The sequence below is a fragment of the Burkholderia sp. D-99 genome, from assembly GCF_011605345.1.
GTDB lineage: Bacteria > Pseudomonadota > Gammaproteobacteria > Burkholderiales > Burkholderiaceae > Burkholderia.
The window spans coordinates 1333791-1350533 of sequence record NZ_JAAOXM010000002.1 but is presented as its reverse complement, the minus strand read 5'-3'; the positions used below and the strand labels follow the sequence as shown (position 1 = coordinate 1350533).

General features: G+C 67.8%; 19 protein-coding genes and 1 pseudogene. 8 read left to right on the top strand and 12 right to left on the bottom strand.

Annotated elements, in window-relative coordinates:
- Positions 1 to 19 precede the first annotated feature (19 nt).
- From HAV18_RS13295 to HAV18_RS13270, 6 genes are all read right to left on the bottom strand, one after another.
- A complete protein-coding gene (locus tag HAV18_RS13295; RefSeq protein WP_166956277.1) occupies positions 20 to 643 on the bottom strand; it encodes a glutathione S-transferase family protein in 624 nt (207 codons plus the stop codon).
- Positions 644 to 1010: 367 nt separating this feature from the next.
- Entirely contained in the window at positions 1011 to 2510 is a 1500-nt protein-coding gene (locus HAV18_RS13290; RefSeq protein ID WP_166956274.1) for a TIGR01777 family oxidoreductase, read from the bottom strand.
- Positions 2507 to 3373 carry a thiol-disulfide oxidoreductase DCC family protein gene (locus HAV18_RS13285; RefSeq protein WP_166956271.1) on the bottom strand — a complete coding sequence of 289 codons (867 nt, stop codon included), beginning with the start codon at positions 3371 to 3373 and terminating at the stop codon, positions 2507 to 2509. The genes HAV18_RS13290 and HAV18_RS13285 overlap by 4 nt, the downstream gene beginning before the upstream one ends.
- A gap of 97 nt (positions 3374 to 3470) precedes the next feature.
- Positions 3471 to 3941: a DUF2269 domain-containing protein gene (locus tag HAV18_RS13280; protein WP_166956268.1), complete on the bottom strand. Its 471-nt coding sequence runs from the start codon at positions 3939 to 3941 to the stop codon at positions 3471 to 3473.
- The gene (locus HAV18_RS13275; RefSeq protein WP_166956265.1) at positions 3938 to 5257 is read right to left on the bottom strand and encodes an SDR family oxidoreductase; all 1320 of its coding nucleotides are present in this window, start codon (positions 5255 to 5257) and stop codon (positions 3938 to 3940) included. The genes HAV18_RS13280 and HAV18_RS13275 overlap by 4 nt, the downstream gene beginning before the upstream one ends.
- A gap of 88 nt (positions 5258 to 5345) precedes the next feature.
- Positions 5346 to 5879: a GbsR/MarR family transcriptional regulator gene (locus HAV18_RS13270; RefSeq protein WP_011353812.1), complete on the bottom strand. Its 534-nt coding sequence runs from the start codon at positions 5877 to 5879 to the stop codon at positions 5346 to 5348.
- Between the two features lie 160 nt (positions 5880 to 6039).
- On the opposite strand from HAV18_RS13270, the gene fabV reads away from it, so the two are divergent.
- Positions 6040 to 7242 carry an enoyl-ACP reductase FabV gene (fabV, locus tag HAV18_RS13265; RefSeq protein WP_166956262.1) on the top strand — a complete coding sequence of 401 codons (1203 nt, stop codon included), beginning with the start codon at positions 6040 to 6042 and terminating at the stop codon, positions 7240 to 7242.
- 64 nt (positions 7243 to 7306) lie between these two features.
- Here fabV and HAV18_RS13260 read toward each other — a convergent pair whose 3' ends face one another.
- Positions 7307 to 8011: an SDR family oxidoreductase gene (locus tag HAV18_RS13260; RefSeq protein ID WP_059523252.1), complete on the bottom strand. Its 705-nt coding sequence runs from the start codon at positions 8009 to 8011 to the stop codon at positions 7307 to 7309.
- A gap of 354 nt (positions 8012 to 8365) precedes the next feature.
- On the opposite strand from HAV18_RS13260, the gene HAV18_RS13255 reads away from it, so the two are divergent.
- Complete coding sequence (locus HAV18_RS13255) at positions 8366 to 8950, top strand: TetR/AcrR family transcriptional regulator (RefSeq protein ID WP_166956257.1); 585 nt, start codon at positions 8366 to 8368, stop codon at positions 8948 to 8950.
- Between the two features lie 76 nt (positions 8951 to 9026).
- On the opposite strand, the gene HAV18_RS13250 is transcribed toward HAV18_RS13255, so the two are convergent.
- Entirely contained in the window at positions 9027 to 9605 is a 579-nt protein-coding gene (locus HAV18_RS13250; RefSeq protein ID WP_166956254.1) for a hypothetical protein, read from the bottom strand.
- 282 nt (positions 9606 to 9887) lie between these two features.
- Here HAV18_RS13250 and HAV18_RS13245 point away from each other — a divergent pair, with 282 nt between their 5' ends.
- The gene (locus HAV18_RS13245) at positions 9888 to 10805 is read left to right on the top strand and encodes a DMT family transporter (RefSeq protein ID WP_166956251.1); all 918 of its coding nucleotides are present in this window, start codon (positions 9888 to 9890) and stop codon (positions 10803 to 10805) included.
- Positions 10806 to 10820: 15 nt separating this feature from the next.
- Here HAV18_RS13245 and HAV18_RS13240 read toward each other — a convergent pair whose 3' ends face one another.
- The gene (locus HAV18_RS13240; protein WP_166956249.1) at positions 10821 to 11606 is read right to left on the bottom strand and encodes a YhfC family intramembrane metalloprotease; all 786 of its coding nucleotides are present in this window, start codon (positions 11604 to 11606) and stop codon (positions 10821 to 10823) included.
- 11 nt (positions 11607 to 11617) lie between these two features.
- The gene (locus tag HAV18_RS13235; protein WP_166956244.1) at positions 11618 to 12148 is read right to left on the bottom strand and encodes a GNAT family N-acetyltransferase; all 531 of its coding nucleotides are present in this window, start codon (positions 12146 to 12148) and stop codon (positions 11618 to 11620) included.
- A gap of 203 nt (positions 12149 to 12351) precedes the next feature.
- Here HAV18_RS13235 and HAV18_RS13230 point away from each other — a divergent pair, with 203 nt between their 5' ends.
- The 4 genes from HAV18_RS13230 to HAV18_RS13215 all read left to right on the top strand — a co-directional run bounded on the left by HAV18_RS13230 (position 12352) and on the right by HAV18_RS13215 (position 14519).
- Positions 12352 to 12717, top strand: coding sequence for a helix-turn-helix transcriptional regulator (locus HAV18_RS13230; RefSeq protein ID WP_166956241.1), 366 nt, complete (start codon positions 12352 to 12354; stop codon positions 12715 to 12717).
- Positions 12689 to 13174 carry an SRPBCC family protein gene (locus HAV18_RS13225; protein WP_166956238.1) on the top strand — a complete coding sequence of 162 codons (486 nt, stop codon included), beginning with the start codon at positions 12689 to 12691 and terminating at the stop codon, positions 13172 to 13174. Before HAV18_RS13230 ends, HAV18_RS13225 begins: the two co-directional genes overlap by 29 nt.
- 119 nt (positions 13175 to 13293) lie before the next feature.
- A complete protein-coding gene (locus tag HAV18_RS13220) occupies positions 13294 to 13770 on the top strand; it encodes an SRPBCC family protein (RefSeq protein ID WP_166956235.1) in 477 nt (158 codons plus the stop codon).
- A 110-nt stretch (positions 13771 to 13880) separates the two neighbouring features.
- Complete coding sequence (locus HAV18_RS13215) at positions 13881 to 14519, top strand: 2-hydroxychromene-2-carboxylate isomerase (protein WP_166956231.1); 639 nt, start codon at positions 13881 to 13883, stop codon at positions 14517 to 14519.
- 70 nt (positions 14520 to 14589) lie between these two features.
- On the opposite strand, the pseudogene HAV18_RS13210 reads toward HAV18_RS13215, so the two are convergent.
- Positions 14590 to 14718: pseudogene (locus HAV18_RS13210) on the bottom strand (LysR family transcriptional regulator); the annotation flags it as partial.
- A 470-nt stretch (positions 14719 to 15188) separates the two neighbouring features.
- On the opposite strand from HAV18_RS13210, the gene HAV18_RS13205 reads away from it, so the two are divergent.
- Positions 15189 to 15881 (top strand): phosphatase PAP2 family protein, encoded by a 693-nt coding sequence (locus tag HAV18_RS13205; protein WP_166956227.1) that lies wholly within the window; start codon positions 15189 to 15191, stop codon positions 15879 to 15881.
- 100 nt (positions 15882 to 15981) lie between these two features.
- On the opposite strand, the gene HAV18_RS13200 is transcribed toward HAV18_RS13205, so the two are convergent.
- The gene (locus tag HAV18_RS13200) at positions 15982 to 16641 is read right to left on the bottom strand and encodes a glutathione S-transferase family protein (RefSeq protein WP_166956224.1); all 660 of its coding nucleotides are present in this window, start codon (positions 16639 to 16641) and stop codon (positions 15982 to 15984) included.
- Between the last annotated feature and the right edge of the window lie 102 nt (positions 16642 to 16743).

Below are 16743 nucleotides of genomic sequence, written 5' to 3'. Positions count from 1 at the left end.
ACGCGCTACCTGCCTGGGCTTACGGATTCGCGCTGCCCGCGTATTGCTTGAAGCCTTCGCGCGTTGCGAGACGTTCGATATAGCGCGACACCGCCGGGAAATCCGGATGCTCGAACGGCGTGCCGAACCAGCGGTTCACCGACAGGCCGATCGGAATGTCCGCGAGCGTGAACGTGTTGCCGGCCACGTACGCGCCCGTCGTTTCGAGCTGGGCGTTCAGCACGCGCATGTGCTTCGTCCAGCCTGCGATCGACTGCGCGATGCCGGCCGGATCCTGGTGATCGGGCGATTTGCGCACGAGGCCGAGGAACGCACCGACCCACGAGCGGTTCAGGTCCGCACCCTGCCAGTCGATCCATTGATCGACCCGCGCACGCGCCTGCGGCTCGGCCGGATACAGCGCATCGCCGCCGTAACGGTTCGCGAGGTAGCGAATGATCGTGTTCGATTCCCAGAGCACGAAATCGTCGTCCTTGATGACCGGCACGAGACCGTTCGGATTCAGCGCGAGATAGGCCGGATCATTGGTCGTGCGGAAGCCCGCGCCCCAGTCTTCCTGTTCGAACGGCAGGTTCAGCTCGGTGCACAGCCACAGCACCTTGCGGACGTTGATGGACGGGATCTTGCCGAGGATGTGCAGCATGCAGTCTCCTTGTGAGGTCGGATGCGGAGCATCCGGGGCGCACGACACGCCCCGAACGCATTCACGTCGAATTTATCAGGTTTGCTCCGAGAACCCTCGTCCTTTTCCCCTGGGGAACTTCCTTCGGGCTGCGGGGCGGGGAGTGAAGGGACTGTGGCCAAACTGCTGTTGAAAGTGCACGCGTGGGTTTGCCCCAAATGCGGGACGCCCCACGACCGCGCCATCGACATCGACGCAGCGCGTCACATTTTGGCCGCCGGACCAGCGGCGCCAGCCCATGGAGAAAGCGTAAGTCCCATGTCTCTTTGAGGCGATGTCGGGTCGCATCCAGTGAAGTCGGAATCGCCTTCTCTCAGGGGGAGCGTAGTCAAACACGACCACGCGGCAAACGACATGCCGTACGCGGAAAATCCGCGTGCGGCCGATTCGTCAGGTCACGCAGCGCGTGCTCGGCCGTCGGAAACCGGAACATGAAGCCGTCCTGATGCAGCCGCGCCGGCATCACGCGCTGCCCGTCCAGCAGCAGCTCGGCCATCTCGCCCATCGCGATGCGCAGCGGCGCGGCCGGCACGTGCAGCCAGGCCGGACGATGCAGCACCTTCGACACGACCTGCACGAACTCGCGCTGGGTCAACGGCGCGGGTGCGACCGCGTTGTAGACGCCGTGCATACTCGAATTCGCCATCGCGCGCGCGATGATCCGCAGCACGTCGTCACGGTGGATCCAGCTCATCACCTGCGTGCCGTCGCCGAACCGGCCGCCCATCCCGAAGTAATGCGGCAGCAGCATCGAACGCAACGCGCCGCCGGGCCCGAACACGAGGCCCAGCCGCAGCACCACCGAGCGAACGCCGTGGCGCTCGAGCGCCTGCGCGGACTGCTCCCACCGCCGGCACAGCTCGGACATGAAGCCGGTGCCGGCGCTGCTGTGCTCGTCGAGCCGCTCGTCGGAGGGACGCACGCCGTAGTAGCCGATCGCCGATGACTGGATCCACGTGCGCGGCTTGACCTCGGCGGTCTCGACCCAGCGCATCAGCGATTCCGTGACACCGACGCGGCTGGCGAGCAGCAACGCCTGCCGGCGCTTGCTCCAGCGCGCGCCCAGCACCGGCGCCCCCGCGAGATTGATGACCGTGTCGAAACGCTCGTGCGGCTGCAGTTGCTCGACGGACGTCACGCTGCGCACGCGGCCATGAAACTGGTAGGCCGCGCGCAGCGGATCGCGCGCCAGCAACGTGACCACATGCCCCGCATCGAGCAGCCCGTTCACGAGGGTTTCGCCGATGAAGCCGGTCCCGCCGGTGACGAGCACGTTCCCCGGCGGCTGCCCCGCGAACGGATTGGCGGCCGGCGCGCGTTGCGCGATCCGGCAGGCCGCGATCCCGTCGCGGATGCCCGATACCGTCACGCCGACGGCAAACACGCTCAACAACCCGCCGCGCCAGCCGAGATCGAGCGCCTGCAGCGCGGTCGGCTCGTGCGCCCAGACGGCCAGCTGCATCGCGATCATCCCGAACAGCGCGCCGCCGTTGACGGCCAGCAGCGTGTGCAGCACGCGCTCGGTCGCCGGCAGCTTGCGGCTCTGGTCCTCGACGACGAAATCCCACAACGTCAGACCCACCTCGACGACCACCACCGCCGCGATGGCCGCGACCCAGGCACCGTGAAAGGCGACGTTCGCGATCGACGCGAACACGAGACCGTAAAGCACGGAGCGCACCGCGTGAATCGCCAGCTCGAGCCGCGCGCGCGGGCTGTGCGGCAGATCCTGCGTGAGTTCGTGGTGATAAAGCGTATCGAATGCGCCCATCGCGCCCTGCACGATCAGCAGGTTGAGCGCCCAGTCGTAAGCAGCCAAGGTGTTCATACGGTGTCCCTCCTCCACAGCCAGACGAGTGGCGGCACCATCGCGACGAGTGCCGCCGCGTCGATCGCCACGTGGCCCGAGACACGGGCCTGCAATGAAAACAGCATGTCCTGCGGCGCCCAGATCAGCAGGCCGGCCAGCAGCCATCCCCACACTTCCCGCCGGCGCAGCCGGTTGCCGAGGTGGACGAGCGCCAGCATCCAGACCGACGCGCATTGCACCGTCGCACCGATCAGCGACATCCACCAGATCTGCTGCGCACGCGCCGGTTCGGGCGCCGTGCCCGCCCAGAAATGCAGCTCGATGACGCGGTGATACGCGTCGAGCCATGGCGTGCCGGCAACCCATGGAACGGCAATGCCGACGAGCAGGTGTGCGATCGCTGCGCCGTACATCCAGGTCACTACGATGCGTCGCGCGTCATCACGTGCGGGACGATCCGCCGTATGTTCGGCGGCACGGTCGCTGCCGCACGCCGCCCCGTCGCACGGTGCTTCGGCGTGATAGCCGAGCCAGCGCGAGACGGCATGCCGGTTGCGCGCGAAGCGGCGATACAGCGGCGCCAGCGCACTGCGCACGACCGGCACGCGAAGCAGCCGGACGAGCCAGCGGCGCCCGGTCAGCGCATGGGCGGCCAGGATGCTCTCCACACCGGTCAGCATGCGTCCGTCGGGCAGGCGCGCGTGCAGCTCGCGATTCAGCGCGGGCAGGTCGACGCCCAGCGGCGACGGATCGAAGCCCGGCCCGGCGATATCGACGAAAGCCAGCCGCTGCCGCGCGTCGCGGGCCCCGAGACGCCGTATCTGCGCGACGCATAACGGACATCGTCCGTCGAAGTACAGCACCAGTTCACTTGAGTCCATGATTCGTACTCCTTCTTGTTGTGGCTGGCATCATGAATCGATCCATTGACTGCATTCCGTTGCTTCGAACCGCCGCTCCCGTACGGCGGCGACACGCTTACATCGGCTTGACCACCATCAGGAAATAGATGGTCAGCATCGCGAAGAACGCCGGATAGCCGAGCAGTTCCCAGCGCTTCGCATAGCGCCAGTAGCGCTCCGGCAATGCGGCGGCGCCGTTCGCGTGAGCGAGCTTCGCCATCGCGGCCAGTTCGACCTGCAGCCACACGACCGGCAGCCAGCACGCGCCGGCGATCGCGTACAGCACGATCGATGCGAGCAGCCACGGCGTATGCCAGGGCCAGCCGGCCGTGTGCGCGAGCCACAGCCCCGAGGCCGGCTGGAAGATCACGGCCGGCGTCGTGAACCACCAGTCCGCGCGCACCACGAGGCGCGACACGGCCGCGATCGCGGGCACCGATTGCGTGCGGTTCGCGAAGAACAGGTAGAACGCGGTGCCGAACCCCGTGCCGACCAGCAGCACCGAGGACAGGATGTGAAGCGCCTTGATGACGAGATAGGTATTCATGCTTGTTCTTCTTCTGAAAAAAGGATCAACAGGATCGCGAGAATCGGCACGTTCTTGAGCACGGGCCCGAACGGTTCGGCGAGCAACCCCGGCATCGTGAGCGCGATGACGGCCGAGTACGCGACGATCAGCGCCGCTTGCGCAACCCACAGGCGGCGCGACGGCGCGGCGACGGTTGCGATGCCGAGCGCGAAGTCCAGCGCGCTGGCCGCGTAGAGCGCGATCAGCGCAGGCAGCCCCGTCAGATGTGCTGGCGCAAGCAGCGCGAGGCTCGCGGGCAGCGGATGGATGAACGCGCTGGCGATGGCCGTCCAGATCCACACGATCGCGAGCGCGCCGCGCAGCAACGGACGACGCCACATCGCGAGCGCATCGCGACGCAGCGCGGCGGCTTCCGTGCCGATGAAGCCGTCGATCCCGCGCGGCGGCCGGCCGAGCATGGCCGTGGCGGCGGCCGGATCGCCGGTATTCCCGCCTCGCAGCATCGTCCACGTGTCGCGCGTGAACATCGCGCCCGGCAGCACGCCGAGCAACGCGGCCGCCGCGCCGGCCAGCGGGCCCGGCAGCGTCACGCGGGCCGCCGGCGCAAACCCCAGCGCGGCACGGTAGCGGGCCAGCATCTCGCGGTATTCGACTTCGTCGGTGCCGACCACGTCGATCACCGGGCGGCCGGCCGCCGGCGCATCGCCCGGTTGCACGACGCACCGCGCGACGACTTCGGCGAGATCGTCGACGTGCACCGGGCGCAGCCGCTGATGGCCGCCCGCCGGCAGCACCTGCACGGGCAGGCTCGCGAGCATCCGGAAAAACCGCGCGGACGCGCCGGCCGTGCCATAGACGAGCGCGGGACGCACGATCCGGAAGTCGATCGGCAGCGTCTGCAGGAAACGGTCGGCGGCGTACTTGCTGGCGAAGTAGCGCGTGTCGCCGCGCTCGACACCGAGCGCCGAGATCTGGATCACGCGCCGCACGCCTGCGCGGCAGCACGCGGTAAAGAGTGCGCACGGCGCGGCGCGATGCACGGCGTCGAGCGTCGCGCCGCGCCGATCGGCGAGGATGCCGACCGCATTGATCACTACGTCGACGCCCGCGAGCCGCGCGAGCCACGCGTCGGGATCGATGTCCGTGGCGAAGTCGATCGCGACGTCGCTCGGGCCAACCGCATGACGCACGCCGCGCAGCACGCGATGGCCGCCGGCTTCGAGCTGCGCGCACAGTGCCCGCCCGATGAACCCGTTCGCGCCGCACACGAGGACAGTCATGCTGCGCGCCCCGGTGCGGCCATGCGGGCAAGTCGACGGCAAGACGGTGTTCATTTTCATCCTCTATTTACAGTTATTTCTGTACAAACAGAAATAACAACCCCGAAAAAAGCGGGCTGCCTGCCCGCATTGCGCGTCACGCTTACTTCGACGGCTTGCGCCTGACCGTCTGGCTGATCTTCGCGCCGATGCCGAGCGCCTTCATCAGCGTATCGGGCTTGAGCCGCAGCATCTCGTCCGACCAGGTCGTCAGCGTCTCGACGAACTGCAGCGTGTCGCGGATGCGCTGTTCGGTCTCGCGGCTCTCGTTGGCGATCTCCGGGTTCGTGAGGCAATCGCGCAGCACCGTGAGCGTCGGCTCGATCTCGCGTTGCCGCCGCCCTTCGACGATCAGCTTGAACAGTTCCCAGATGTCGGTCGACGTCTCGAAATGGTCGCGGCGGTCGCCCAGCACGTGCACGACCTTCGCCAGCCGCCACGCCTGCAGCTCCTTCAGGCTCGTGCTGACGTTGGAGCGCGCGACGTTGAGCGTCTCGGCGATCTCGTCGGCTGCGATCGGCCTTCCGGCCAGGTAGAGCAGCGCGTGGATCTGCGAGACAGTGCGGTTGACGCCCCACCGTGAGCCCATTTCGCCCCAGTGGAGAATGAATCGTTCGGCAATCGGTGTGAGTTCCATGCCGTGAAATTTAGGCATTTCAGTTATTTCTGTCAAGAGAGAAATAACCGGACGATCTGCCGGGTTCCGGCCGCGCCCGCCCGCGATCCGCCGCTTCCATTACAATGCGCGGGATTTTTCCGATTTCAGGCCGTTGCCGCCTTTCTCACTAGAGGTTTCCATGATCATCAAACCGCGCGTGCGTGGCTTCATCTGCGTGACGACTCATCCGGTCGGCTGCGAAGCCAACGTCAAGGAACAGATCGACTACGTGACTTCGCACGGCACGATCGCCAACGGCCCGAAAAAGGTGCTCGTGATCGGCGCGTCGACCGGCTACGGCCTCGCCGCCCGGATCTCGGCCGCCTTCGGCTCGGGCGCGGACACGCTCGGCGTGTTCTTCGAGCGCGCCGGCAGCGAAACGAAGCCGGGCACGGCCGGCTGGTACAACAGCGCCGCGTTCGAGAAATTCGCCGCCGAAAAGGGGCGCTATGCGCGCAGCATCAACGGCGACGCATTCTCCGACAAGGTCAAGCAGGTCACGATCGACACCATCAAGCAGGATTTCGGCAAGGTCGATCTCGTCGTCTACAGCCTCGCGGCACCGCGCCGCACGCATCCGAAGACGGGCGAAACCATCAGCTCGACGCTCAAGCCGATCGGCAAGACGGTCACGTTCCGCGGCCTCGACACCGACAAGGAAGTGATCCGCGAGGTCACGCTGGAACCGGCGACGCAGGAAGAGATCGACGGCACCGTCGCCGTGATGGGCGGCGAGGACTGGCAGATGTGGATCGACGCGCTCGATGAAGCCGGCGTGCTGGCCGACGGCGCGAAAACGACCGCGTTCACGTATCTCGGCGAGCAGATCACGCACGACATCTACTGGAACGGCTCGATCGGCGAAGCGAAGAAGGATCTCGACAAGAAGGTGCTGTCGATCCGCGACAAGCTGGCCGCGCACGGCGGCGATGCGCGCGTGTCGGTGCTGAAGGCCGTCGTCACGCAGGCGAGCTCGGCGATCCCGATGATGCCGCTGTACCTGTCGCTGCTGTTCAAGACGATGAAGGAAACCGGCACGCACGAAGGCTGCATCGAGCAGGTGTACGGCCTGTTCAAGGACAGCCTGTACGGCGCGACGCCGCACATCGACGAAGAAGGCCGCCTGCGCGCGGACTACAAGGAGCTTGACCCGCAGGTGCAGGCGAAGGTCGTCGCGCAGTGGAACCACGTGACGAACGACAACCTGTACGAGCTGACCGACTTCGCCGGCTACAAGACCGAGTTCCTGCGCCTGTTCGGCTTCGAGATCGCCGGCGTCGACTACGACGCGGACGTGAACCCGGACGTGAAGATCCCGGGCATCATCGACACCACGGTCTGACGCCCCGGCCCGCCGCTCACGCCGCGCGCGCAGCGCGGGTGGCGGGTTCGCGGTTCCGGCGGCGTCAACGCGGCGCCGGTTCTTCCAGATAGACGCCCGACGACAGCGTGGCCTTCACCTGCCGCGTGAACTCGTCGGTCGACACCTCTTCCTCCCCCGCTTCGATCGCTTCGTACGCCTGGCGCACGACGTCGGCCGGCGTCGCCTTCGGCACGTCGAGGCCCGCCGTCAGGTCGGTATCGATGAAGCCGGCATGCAGCCCGACGACCTGCGTGCGCTGCTCGCGCAGCGAATGGCGCAGCCCGTTGGTCAGCGCCCATGCGGCCGATTTCGACACGCCGTAGCCCGACAGGATCGGCCGGTTCACCCAGCTCGCGACGGACAGGATGTTCAGGATCGCGCCGCCGCCATGGCCGGCGAGGATGCCCGCAAATGCGCGCGACATCGCCAGCATCCCGAACACGTTGGTTTCGAAGTGATCGCGCAATGCGTCGGCCGCACCGTCGTCCGTCAGGCTGCCGAGCCGCGCGATGCCCGCGTTGTTGATCAGCAGCGTGACGTCGCGCGCCGCGTCGGCGGCCGCCGCGACGGCCGCCGGATCGGTCACGTCGAGCTTCACCGGCACGACGCCCGGCAGCGTCACGGTGGCCGGATCGCGCGCCGCCGCATAGACCTTGCGCGCCCCTCTCGCGAGCGCCTGCTTCGCGAACTCGAGCCCGAGCCCGCGATTCGCACCCGTGACGAACACCACTGCACCTTCGATCTTCATGATCCGTTCCTTTCGCATGATGGATCGCATGCGCGCCGGCTCGCCGCGCGCGTGAGATCCGGTGGAAAACCGGGCTGCCATTACGTACCGAACCGGTGCACCGCCGGCAGGCGGCACATCTCCTGCTGCCCGTGGCCCGGCGGCGCCAAAGACGCCGATCGATTGCCGTCCGATGTTCCGGCCGTGGCTTTGCACCCTCCGCCAAGTCGGCTACACTCGATGTCAATGTCGATCGCCATTGTCTTTGCAGTGCATTGTGTTCACGCAACCCGCCCATGTCAATGGTGATCGACATTGTGTTTTTCAATCGACGCGATCGGCAAGACGCGATCTACAAAAATCAGGGAGAGATCGATGGGCGTTTCAAGACAGCAGGCCGCAGAGAACCGGAGCGCGATCGTTGCGGCCGCCGAGCGGCTGTTCCGCGCGCGCGGCGTCGACGCGGTAGGACTCACGGAGCTGATGAAGGAAGCCGGCTTCACGCAGGGCGGCTTCTACAACCACTTCAAGTCGAAAGACGCGCTGGTTGCCGAGGTGATGGAAAAGGCCATGCAGGACCGCGCGGATTCGCCGAACGCCGGCAGTCTCGACGCGCAGGTGGCGTTGTATCTGTCTGCCGCGCATCGAGACAACGTCGAGGCCGGGTGCCCGCTGTCCGGTTTCGCGGGCGATGCGCCGCGACTGACCGATACGGCGCGTGCGCGCTATGCGCACGGCCTCGCCACCTATCTCGATCGGCTGGAACGGATGGTGGCCGTGGAAGGCGGGACGCCGGCGCAGACGCGTCGCGATGCGATCGCGGTCTTCAGCCAGATGGTCGGCGCGCTCGTGCTGTCGCGCGCGATCGCCGGTACCGATCCCGCGCTGGCCGACGAGATCCTCGCCGCAGGGCGGGACACGCTCACCGTAGAGCGCAATGATTCGGGCGCGCCGGCTTAGGCGCTTGGGCGCTTAGGCGCTTAGGCGCGTAATGGCGTGTCGGCTTGAGGGGCTGCGTTTCAGCGCCCTGCCCGCGCTATTCGACCGCCCGCGCGGCCTCCCACAGCGGCTGCCCGCCCAGCGCCGCATGCCACGCATCGAAACGCGCGCGCCACGCTTCGAACGGCTCCGCCAGCGGATGGCGCGGATCGTCACTGAGCGAATACGCCATCCCCTCGATCAGCCAGCGCGGCTTGGTCGCGACCGCCAGGTTGCCGAGCACTTCCGCCTGGCGGTGATGGATCAGCTCGTGCGCGAGAAAGTAGGTCTGCCAGCCGCGCGGAGCGACGACCACGCCGAAATTCCCGAGCGTCAGCGCCGCGCGTTGGCCGAGGCCGAAGGCATCGGCGCACGCGCGGGTCGAACAGAACACAACGCGCGGCGTTCCCTGAAATGCACCCACGGCTGCCGCCACGCGCGCATAGCCGCTGCGATAGAGCTGCCGCGCATCGCCGAGCTTCGCGGCATCGTCCGTGCAGATATCGGCGCTCGGGCACGATACGCCGGGGACCAGCGCGGGCGCGACGACGCGCAGCGGCTTGACGAGCGCATACGCGGCAATCGGCAGCGCGACGAGCAGGCCCGTGAGGGCGAAAGCGACATGGGAGCGTTTCATCGAGGCGGGGGTTCCGGGGCGTCCTGCAGAAATCTTCCTGCGTGAATATATCGGACTGGCGACGTCTCCGGCCCTGCCGGATTCCCGGACGGAGCCCGGCCGCCAGCCTGCGCTCGCCGCGAACGGGGGCGCCCCCGCGCTTGCCGTTGCGATCGGCCATTTTGTTGCAATAAAGACTTTTTGCGACCTAATTCCGCCCAAATAATATATTGGACGCATTACCGGGCGCACCGCATCCTTGCCCTCTGCCGGCTCGCAACGGCCGCACGACAAGGACAGGACATGAACGGAAACGAACGGCTCGCCGGTATCGGCTACGGATTGCTCGCAGCGCTCATCTGGGGCGGCTTTCCGGTCGTCACGCGCATCGGCGTCACGCACTCGGCCCTCGACGCCTACGACGTCGCGTTCATCCGCTTCATCGTATCCGGCACGCTGCTGCTGCCCGTCCTGCTGCGCCGCGGCCTCGGCACGCTGCGCCCGGCGTCGGTCGCGCTGATGGTGACGGGTGCGGGCGCGCCCTACATCCTGACCGTCGCGGCAGCGTTGAGCTGCGCGCCGGTCGGCTACTTCGCGCTGACGCCCGGCAGCATGATCGCGTTCACGGCGATCCTCGGCCGGCAGGTCGCGCATGAGCGGCTGAGCGCCGCGCAGGTCGCCGGCATCGTCACGATCCTGGCCGGCATCGCACTGGCCGCGTCCGATGCGCTGCGCGGCGCGATCGGGCTACCGGCCCTCGTGCTGTTCATCCTCGGTGGCCTGCTATGGGCCGTCTACAACGTGACGACGAAACGCGCCGCCGCCGGTGCGCTGCACGCGACGGCCGTCGTGTCGGTCGGCTCCGCGGTGCTCTACTGCCCGCTCTATCTGGCCATGCGCGGTGGCGCCGTGCTGCATGCGCCGGTCGCAGCCATCGCCACGCAGGCGATCTACCAGGGCGTGCTGATGTCGGTGCTGGCGCTCTACTGCTTCAGCCGGGCCGTCGTCGCGCTCGGCCCGGCGATCGGCGCGACTTTCGCCGCGCTGATGCCGCTCCTCGCCACGCTCGAGGCCATGCTGCTGCTCGGCGAACGGCCACACGCGCCGGCACTGGCCGGCATCGCCATCGTCACGGCCGGCATGGCCCTGAGCCTCGCCAGCCGGTGGCGATCGGCAGATGCGCGGGCCATCCGGCGGCCGAACCCTGCTGCAAACGGCTGAAACGAGCGCTGCCCATCAGGCGATGTGCTCCGTGCTCGCGCCTCCGGCACCCGTCGGCCAGCGGCTCCAGCGAATGCCCAGCAACAGGAGCACGGCGCTGCACGCGAACAGGGTCGCCTCGACCAGCACCGTATCGACATGCCAGTGCCGCGTCAGCAGCACGACGACGAGGTCGAACACGAAATGGAGCGCAATCGCATACGCCAGCCAGCGTTTCGTGCCACGCACGAACGTCTGCAGCACGATCAGCGACAGCCCGACATGCGCGGCCAGCGCGCTCGTGCGTTCAAGCAGCGCGAGCAACGGCGACGCGAACGTCATGCCGGAGAACTGCGACCCGACCAGCGACTGCACGCCCTCGGGCACCACGACACCCGCGTGCGCGAGCAGATAGACCGTGCCGAGCGCGAGAAACCCGACGCCGACCAGCAGCATCGCCTCCAACCCGCCGTGCCCGAGCCCGAGCATCACGGCAGTCGGCGCATCATGCCGCTTCGGCAGCAGATAGCGGAAGGCGACCCAGCGCCCGCATTCCTCGAAGAGCCCGGCCGTCAACGCCGCGAACACGAGCATCGGCAGGTGCCAGCGCGGATCGTGAGCGAGCCAGCGGTACAGCGGAATCTGCCACGACATGCGCAATACCGGCTGGAACACGAAGAAGGTCAGCATGCCGTAGAAAAACACGCGAAGCGGCACCTGCGTGCGGCGCCGCCACGCGGCTGCGAGCCACGCGGGCGCGAGCAGCGCGACCAGACCGGCCGCGAGCGTGAGGAACAGGAGCGCCGGGGCGACGGGATGCATCGCGCACCCTGCTATGCGAGTTGCTTGTGGAAATACGTCGTCGCGCAGAGCGCGCCGTCGGGCATCAACGCAAAGTTCGGCACGACGCCGACGCGCTGCCAGCCGGCCCGCTCGTACAGCCGCTCGGCGTCGCCGCCCGTCACGGTGTCGAGCACGAGCACGGTCTTGCCGGCGTCGCGTGCGGCCGCGTCGGCCGCCGCCATCAGCCGCGCGGCGACGCCCTGCCGGCGCGCGTGCCGCGACACGAGCATTTTCGCGATATCCGCGCGATGCGGCTGGTTCTCGGGCTGCGCGGTGACGACCTGCACGGTGCCGACGATCCGGCCGGCTGCGTCCTCGGCGACGAGCAGGATGCGCTCGCCGTTCGCGACGCCGTTGGCGACGCGGGTCCAGAACGCGACGGCGGTCGGCCGCTCGATCGGCAACATGAAGCTGACGGATGCGCCGCCCTCGACGCAATCGATCAGCACGTCGGACAGCGCATCGACGCAGGTCATCGCTTCGCCCGCGTCGACGCGGCGGACGGTAACAGATTCGGTCATGCCATCTCCGGTAATAGGTGGACCGCCCGCGCGGGTTCGGCGTGCGTCCGGATCGGAAAGAACACCGGCCGATCGTCGCGGCTCGCGCAACGGCAGCAGGCGCGCGGCAACGCCGCACCCGGTCGGCGCGTGTTACCGCCCCATCATCCTACGCGACGAAAATTTCCGTTGCATCGCCGTTCGCTTCTCCTACACTTAGCCACATGGCTAACTTTCAACCCGGCATCAGCGACGTCTTCCACGCCCTCGCCGATCCGACGCGCTGCGCGATCGTCGGCGCGCTCGGCCAGGGCGAGCGGACCGTCTCCGCACTGGCCGAGCCGTTCGACATGGCACTGCCGTCGTTCATGAAGCACGTCGCGGTGCTCGAGCGCAGCGGCCTCGTGCAGACCCGGAAAACCGGCCGCTCGCGCACCTGCGCGCTGGTCGGCAGCCGGCTCGCCGAGGCCGAGGCATGGCTCGCCGCGCAACGCGCGCTGTGGGAAGCACGATCCGATCGTCTCGTCGAATTCGTCGAACGCCGTCACCAGGAGGAGCAAGATGTCAGCCAGCCCCGTCGACCCCGCTGAAGCCCACGATCTCGTCATCACGCGCACGCTGCGCGCGCCGCGCCACGCGCTGTGGCGTGCGTGGACCGACCCCGAACTGCTGAAGCAATGGTGGTGCCCGAAACCGTGGACCACCGAAGTGCGCGCGTTCGACCTGCGTCCGGGCGGCGCCTTCCACACGTACATGCGCGGCCCCGACGGCGGCACGAGCGACAATCCCGGCTGCTTCCTCGAAATCGTGCCCGAATCGCGCATCGCGTTCACGTCGATGCTCGCGGGCGGCTGGCGGCCGCAGGCGCCGTGGATGGGTTTCACGGCGATCATCACGATGGCCGACGACGATGCGGGCAGCCGCTACGAAGCGCGCGTGATGCATCCGGACGCCGCCACGCGCGATCGCCATGAAGCGCTCGGTTTCTTCGAGGGCTGGAACACCTGCATCACGCAGCTCGACGCATTCGCGGCCGCACTGCGCTGAGCGCGGCCGGGTGTGCGGTCATTGCATGCCGCCTCGCACGCGCCTAGGATTCCTGAAGGAAGCATGACGACACGCCGGCCTCCGGCGTGCACCGTCGCGCGCGCTCCGCGGGAGGCAACATGTTGCACATGCACACGCATTCGACCCGGGTCAGCCGGCATCTGAACGCCCCGCGCGGTCGCGTCTACCGCGCGCTGCTCGATCCGCACGCCGTCGAGCAATGGAAGGTGCCCGACGGCATGACGTGCCGCGTGTATGCGTACGACGCGCGCGAAGGCGGCGCGCTGCGCGTGTCGCTGAGCTACGACGCGCCGTCGGCCGGCACCGGCAAGACCTCCGCGCGCACCGATACCTATCACGGCCGCTTCGTCACGCTCGTGCCGGACGAGCAGATCGTCGAGATCGACGTGTTCGAGACCGACGATCCGATGCTGCGCGGCGCAATGACGATCACGATCACGCTGTCCGACGAAGCGGGCGGCACGCGCGTGGACGCCGTGCACGACGGGGTGCCGCCCGGCGTGCCGGCCGCCGACAACGAGACCGGCTGGCAAATGGCGCTGGCGAGGCTGGCGGCGCTGGTGGAGGCCGGGTAGCGGCCCGTTCGCGCCGGTGGCGGGAATGCGGTGCGGCGGCGCGAAACGCCGGCGCGTGCGACACTGCTCCGCACCCGATCCATCCGGACCCGCAAGAGGAGACGCTCCCGATGAACGCCGCGCGCACCGCCACCTGGTATTTCGATTTCGTATCGCCGTTCGCCTACCTGCAGCAGGAACGGTTCGACCGGTTGCCGGCCGCCGCCGTGTTCGAGCCGCGGCCCATCGTGCTCGGCGCGCTGCTCGCACACTGGGGCCAGAAAGCACCGGCCGAAATCGCGGCGAAACGCGTCTTCACCTATCGCCACGCGCAATATCGCGCGGACAAACTCGGCATCGCGTTCCGGATGCCGCCCGCGCACCCGTTCAATCCGATCAAGCCGCTGCGCCTCGCGATCGCGATGGGGAATTCACCCGACGCGATCCGCCGGATCTTCCGGCATATCTGGCGCGACGGCGAGGACGTGTCGACGCCGGAAGGCTTCGCCGCACTTTGCGAAGCCGTCGGCTTTCCGGAAGGCGTGACGGCCGTCGAAGCCCAGCCGGTCAAGGACGCGCTGCGCGCGAACACCGACGATGCGATCGCGCACGGCGTATTCGGCGTGCCGACCTTCGAACTCGACGGCGACCTGTTCTGGGGCGAGGATGCGACCGACATGTTCGCCGACTGCGCGACGTCGCGCGCGTGGCTCGATTCGCCCGAGGTGCGCCGCATCAGTGCGCTGCCCGAAGGGATCCGGCGCGGCTGACGGCGCCGCCGCCGCCGGGCGACGCTCATGGTGCGTCCCGCGTCTCACGTTGCGCAACGCGCGACACGTGTCAGGCGTTGCGCCCTTCGACGAGCCCAGGCACGGCCTCGCGCATCATCGCGGCGAACCGCACGAGCCGCGACGGATAGAACTGCGCATGCGGGTAGGTCAGGTAGACGGGCAGCGGCGCGGCCTGCCAACGTCGCTGGCCGCGCTCGCCGTGCGGATCCGGCGCCACTGAATTTCCGCACCCACGCACATGGCGGGCAGGCCCACCGGGCTTGCCCGCCTTTTCTTTTATTTTCGATCGGTGCTCGCATGACGGTGCGCAGTCTGGCAGATTCGCGCGCATCCGGCGCGAGAAGCACTCATCCCGTGCAAGGTCCGCACCGGCCCGCACGATTGTCCAGTTCAACCAATTATTTTTGTAGCGGCCATGCGCATCGATGCAGAAACATCGGACGAATCGCATGCCCCCCCGCCGCGCGGCGCTCGCCCATCCGGCCCCACCGCACTGCCCCGTTTTATCAGGGGATTCCCGGTATTTTTTCGCATTTTCTTCGAAATAACGGGTGACATACTTGCCCCCCGTTGCGCTCCGGTGCGAGCGCGCTTCCAGATCCTGTCGGCCGCGCGTCATGCATCGGGCGTCCGCCGGGGTCGCACGACATGAACAATTTCGACACCACGATCCAGATATTCCTCACCCACATCACGTTCGGACCGCTGATGAATCACGCGATCCGCGTGATCGCGGGCCTGTACACGTTCAAGGGTTTCGTACTCATTCCCGTGCTGTGCTGGCTGTGGTTCCAGCCGGGCCCGAACCGCGAGCGGCAGCGCGAGCTGGTCGTCGCGACGATCGCGAGCGGACTCATCGCGCTCGCGTTCGGCCGGCTGCTCGCCCAGGTGCTGCCGTTCCGCGTGCGGCCGATCTACAACCCCGAGCTGCACCTGCACTTCCCGTCGGCAGGGCTGCGCGCGGCCACGCTGCAGGCATGGAGTTCGTTCCCGAGCGATCACGCGATGCTGTGGATGGCGATCGCAACCGGCATCTTCATCATCGCGCGCCGCATCGGCATCGTCGCGTTGCTGTATTCGGTCGTCTTCATCTGCCTGCCGCGCGCCTATCTCGGCTTTCACTACCCGACCGACCTGATCGCGGGCGCCGCGATCGGCATCGCGATCGCGTGGCTGCTGACGCGCGACGCGGTCCGCTCGCGCTTCGCGCCGCAGGTGCTGGCGATGATCCGGCGCTTCCCTGCGCCAGCCTATACGCTCGCGTTCCTGCTGTGCTTCGAGCTGATCACGCAGTTCGACGAACTGCTGACGCTCGCGCAGTCGGCCACCCACACGATGTAACGGGGAGACGCCGCGATGCTGCCGCAGTTTTCGTTTCGTCACCCCGGCACGCGATGCCGGCCGTGCGCGGTGGCGGCGCGCCGCGCCACACCTGCGCCGCTCAGTCGCGATCGGGCGCACCCAGCGGAAAGAACGAGCGATACGGCCGCGCCTCGTCAACCGCGCGCGCGAACGACGGCCGCGCCAGCAGACGCTTGCGGTACGCGATCACGTTCGCGAACGACGGATCGATCCGGTGCGTCCAGTCCGCATAGAACAGGAACGGCGCCGCGCCGCAGTCGGCGAGGCTGAAGCGGTCGCCGGCCGCCCATTCTCGATCCGCCATCTTCCTGTCCAGCCACGCATACGACGTGTCGAGCATCGCGCGCGCGTCGGCGACACCGCGCGCATCACGCTCGGCTTGCGGCCGCAACGCGTCGTGCACGACCTTCTGCTGCGGCGTCGACACGTAGTTGTCGAAGAAACGATCCATCATCCGCACCTCGAGCGCCGCATGCGGATCGTCGGGCAGCAGCCGCACGGGGCCCGGATGGTTCAGGCCGAGGTACTCGATGATGATGGACGCCTCGACCACGGTGCGGCCGGCATCGACGAGCACCGGAAAGCGCTTCAGCGGCCACAGCGCGGTCAGCTCCTGCATCGGCTTCGGATCGTCGTGCGCGAGCACGCGATACTCGAACGGCGTGCCTTTCTCGTACAGCGCGGTCAGCACCTTCTGGCAGTAGGACGAAAAGGGATGGGCGTAAAGGGTCGGCATCATCGTGCGGTCTCTCAGGGTTTCGGCGCCGCGTCATGCGGCGCCGCGTGATCGGATACCTTGACGACGAACGGCACCCGGCCGTTTCGACAGCGGTCCGGAAAT